The organism is Kitasatospora sp. NPDC059812, from assembly GCF_042732075.1.
Taxonomy (GTDB): domain Bacteria; phylum Actinomycetota; class Actinomycetes; order Streptomycetales; family Streptomycetaceae; genus Kitasatospora.
The window spans coordinates 101,691-105,384 of the sequence record NZ_JBHWIO010000019.1; the positions used below are offsets into that span (position 1 = coordinate 101,691).

5 protein-coding genes are annotated in these 3,694 nt (G+C 69.8%); 2 read left to right on the forward strand and 3 right to left on the reverse strand.

Going from position 1 to position 3,694, the window contains the following annotated elements; genetic code table 11:
* Nucleotides 1-189 precede the first annotated feature (189 nt).
* Nucleotides 190-552: a hypothetical protein gene (locus ACFV6D_RS13030; RefSeq protein WP_380559632.1), complete on the reverse strand. Its 363-nt coding sequence runs from the start codon at nucleotides 550-552 to the stop codon at nucleotides 190-192.
* 141 nt (nucleotides 553-693) lie between these two features.
* Between ACFV6D_RS13030 and ACFV6D_RS13035 the strand changes: the two genes are divergently transcribed.
* Entirely contained in the window at nucleotides 694-1,581 is an 888-nt protein-coding gene (locus tag ACFV6D_RS13035; protein ID WP_380559634.1) for a HEAT repeat domain-containing protein, read from the forward strand.
* A gap of 43 nt (nucleotides 1,582-1,624) precedes the next feature.
* Here the strand turns inward: ACFV6D_RS13035 and ACFV6D_RS13040 are convergent, their stop codons facing one another.
* Both ACFV6D_RS13040 and ACFV6D_RS13045 read right to left on the reverse strand, forming a co-directional pair.
* The gene (locus ACFV6D_RS13040; RefSeq protein ID WP_380559638.1) at nucleotides 1,625-2,185 is read right to left on the reverse strand and encodes a transposase; all 561 of its coding nucleotides are present in this window, start codon (nucleotides 2,183-2,185) and stop codon (nucleotides 1,625-1,627) included.
* Nucleotides 2,101-2,571: a winged helix-turn-helix domain-containing protein gene (locus tag ACFV6D_RS13045; RefSeq protein ID WP_380559635.1), complete on the reverse strand. Its 471-nt coding sequence runs from the start codon at nucleotides 2,569-2,571 to the stop codon at nucleotides 2,101-2,103. The genes ACFV6D_RS13040 and ACFV6D_RS13045 overlap by 85 nt, the downstream gene beginning before the upstream one ends.
* Before the next feature lie 408 nt (nucleotides 2,572-2,979).
* On the opposite strand from ACFV6D_RS13045, the gene ACFV6D_RS13050 reads away from it, so the two are divergent.
* Nucleotides 2,980-3,465: a hypothetical protein gene (locus ACFV6D_RS13050; RefSeq protein ID WP_063351914.1), complete on the forward strand. Its 486-nt coding sequence runs from the start codon at nucleotides 2,980-2,982 to the stop codon at nucleotides 3,463-3,465.
* The last annotated feature ends 229 nt before the right edge of the window (nucleotides 3,466-3,694 follow it).

Sequence of the window (3,694 nt, forward strand, 5' to 3'; positions counted from 1 at the left end):
CCCGCCTACCCCGCGGGGGGTGGGGGGGCGCGTGGGGGGTCACCGGGGGGGGGGCGGGGGGGGGGGGCCCGGGGGGGGGGGGGCGCCCCCCCGGCCCCCCCCCGGGGGCGGTTCGTGCCGGTTGTCAGCGGATCGGTGCGGCCCCAGGCCTGCGTGACCGGGGCAGCCGGGGCGGCCGGGGAACGGTGCTCAGTTGAAGACCACGACGTCGGTGCGCATCGGCAGCGCACTGCCCCAACCGATGTTGATCTTGAACGTCACCACACCGTTGCCGGGGGCGATGCTCGACACCTGGAAGGGCGCCGCACCGACGAACCGGTGCCCGTTGCCGTCGATCTCGGAGGCCGTGATGACGACCGTCGAGTCGATCCCGATGGCGTTCCAGGCGATCTGGAGGTTGAACGTCCCGTTCCCCGGGGTCCACGTCCACCACCCCCGCCACACGGCGCCGCCGTTGCCGCCGATCGCCGCGAGGCCCTGGTCCCGGTCGGCGGGCTGCGAACTGCTCGCGATCCGCGGCACCTCGATGGAGGAGGATTCGACTGCGGCCATGACGGCCCCCCTCGCGCCGGGAGAGCCCCCACGAGCCCTCGAATACCTTGAGTGTCCATTTATGCACTACTGACTTCAGCTCTTCGGGGTGATGGGCTTGCTAGCCGATCAGTGACGGTGGCGTCGACTAGGGTGCTGGACATGAGCCGGGAGTTCGAGGAGATCGACAGCCTCATCGTGCAGTACGTCGGCGGCCAACATGCGGCGCTCGATCGGCTGGTGGCCGCGGGACCGGCGAGTCTGCGGCGGATGCTCGCCATGTTGGCTGGCCAGGCTGATCTGGACTGGCGCGCCTTGGAGGGCGATCGTGCGAACAGCAAGCAGGCCTGGGAAGCCGTCGGTGATCTGAGGAGTGTCCTGGTCCGTGCCTTCCCGGACGCGCTGTTCGGCGCTCTGGCGGACGACGCCTCGCTGGAGTCGGTGGTCGTGTCGACGTGGTCGAGCGTCGAGGACCCGCGCATGCTGCCGATCCTCGAACGCGGCCTGGGCTCCGACAGCCCGCACACCCGCAAGGACGCGCTGCGCGGTCTGGCCGAGCGCGGGACAGCCGATCACCATGAGGCGATCGCTCGCTGTCTGGACGACGAGGACTCGGATGTGCGGTACGCCGCGTGCAACGCGCTGGGCCGGCTGGGTGATGTCCGCGCCGTCGCCCCGCTGCTGCGGGGGCTCACCTCGGACGACCGCACTGCCCAGGCTACGGACGGGGCTCTGGGCGAGATCGAGCGGCGGATCGGCACGCTGCCGGCGCCGCCCCGTTGGCTCGACCTCGGGCCGATGGAACTCACCGCAGACCCGTCGCCGTACGGCGGGCCGATGCGCGTGACCCAACTCCTGGTGGAGCCTGGGCAGTCGGTGCTCGGCAACGACCTGCTGGCCGTCGTGGAGAACGACTACGTCGCTCAGGACCTGTATGCCTTCGAGTCGACCGCCACGGTCACCGAGGTCAGGTTCGCGCTCGGTGACGAGCTGCCCGAGGACGGCGAAACCGTCGTCATAGTCCTGCAGATGCGGCGCCGGATCGGGTAGCCGGTCAGCGCGGTTACGGCTGGTGGTATCTGACTTCGGCTTTTCAGGGTGGTAGGTCGAGGGAGAGTCCGGTTCCGGCGAGGAAGCCGTCGAGGACGTCGGGGCGGTACTGGAGACGTTTGAGTCGATTGCGGACGAGCGTGGCAAGTCGGTCCAAGGCGACGCCGGCGAGGTTCGCGAGGCCGTGCTTCACGTGGGCCCACACGTACTCGACCGCGTTCAGCTCGGGTGCGTATGCGGGCAGGACGAACACCGTCAGCCAGCCCCGTGCGCTGATCAAGTCGCGCATGGCATAGGACACGTGAGTGTTGAGCCGGTCCCAGACCAGCACGATCGGCGCCCTGACCAGCTGGTGCATTCCGTCGATCAGACCGATGTAGTCGCGCTCGGACAGGCTGCGGCGTTCGCCCTTGCGCCCGGTATGGCGCCGCAGCCGGTGGCACAGTCGGGTCCGGAAGCCCGGGCGCATCGCGAGCAGTACGGCGACCGAGACCCGTCCGGAGCCGCGGCCGGAGACCTTCACGACCGGGGTGATGCCACGCCGGCCCCACGTGCGCCCCTTGGGCGGCCTGCGGGTGAACCCTGCTTCGTCCTCGAAACAGATCCAGCCGTCGCAGGCCGCCCTGGTGCTTTTACCTCCGCCCAGGTCACCTCCTGCCACGCGGTCACGGCCCGCTCGTCGCGTTCGGCGGCCCGCCGCGCGGGGACCTGCGGGCTGAAGCCGAGCCGGTGCATCAGGCGGGTGGCACCCGAGACGCTGTAGGACACATGGAACTTCCGGCCGATCAGCGTCGCCACCCGCCCGCCGGTCCACACATGGTCCTCGTCCCAGCCGTGAGCGGCCGGCCCCTGCTCCAGGTAGGCGGCCAGCTTCTCCTGGCAGCGCGCGGACAGCTTGCACCGCCGGCCGCTCGCCCCTCGTGAGGCCAGGGCCGCCACCCCGCCCTCCATCCAGTCCTGGTGCCACCGGTAGGCCGACTTCGAGCTCACCCGCAGCCTGCGGGCGACCTCCGGCGGCCCCCAGCCCATCGGCGAACAACCCGGCGGCCTCCAGCCGCACCACCTCGCGGCGCTGGCGACCTTTCGCCGTCAGCCCGCCCCCATCCGCATATCGCATACCTACGGCATAGCGCGCAAATGACCGTCAGTCAGCTACACGAACAGGCCAATCACCCCGAAGCGCCGAAGTCAGTAAGCATCACAATCACTCGTGCGAGTGAACCTCCGGCGCGTCGCCGTGCAACTCGCGCGGGCACGGCCACAAGGCCGGACCTCGACCCGCGTCAGCCATTCGGCGGATGCCTGATCGCGGGCAGCTCCACGCGTTGTCATCATGGTCGTGAACCTTGGCCAGCGGTTCGTCGGTGCACACGAGGTACTCACCGCACGGAGGCGCACATGGAGATCAAGCTCGTGGACGAGCACTTCATGAAGGCCCGATGGGACGACATCGAGACGACGCTGCGTCGCACGTTCCAGGACTCGCCATTCAATGACGCCGGTTACACGATCGACAACCCCGTGGACTTCACACGTGCCGCGGTCCACGGCACACTCGGCCCCGGCATCAAACACCTGGTGGCACTGGACGGCTCAGGGCAACTCATGGGCGGCTTCTTCTGCATCCCGACGGAACGCGAAGAAGGCCAGGAGGCAACCGATATCGGCTGGTTCTTCTCGGTTCCGGAACTCGACCGAGACCACCGGCGAGCGATGATCGACACCTTCGTGGAGCGGATGTTCCAAACGCTGCGCGAAGCGGGATTCACGCGGATCGAGACGAACATGGGAACCCCGGCCGGCGCGAAGTCGCTCGGTCAACGCTACGGCTTCGTCCACTCCCCCACCCCAGAGCAGGCCAACCGTTGGCTTCGGGACCTGTGACCCGAGGTCGAGCGAGACGACGGTCTCGCGCGACCGGTCGCGTACCGCCTTCGAACGGGGTTTTGCGGGGGCGGGGGGGCCGGGGGAGGTGGGGGGGGGCGGGGGGCCGCCGCGGGGGCGGGGCCCGCCGGGGCCACGATGGGTAACCGGGGGCCCCGGGACCCGGGTCGTTCCGTACGGGCGGGGCATCGACCGCGATGCCCGTACGGCTGCGGTCGGGACTATTCGA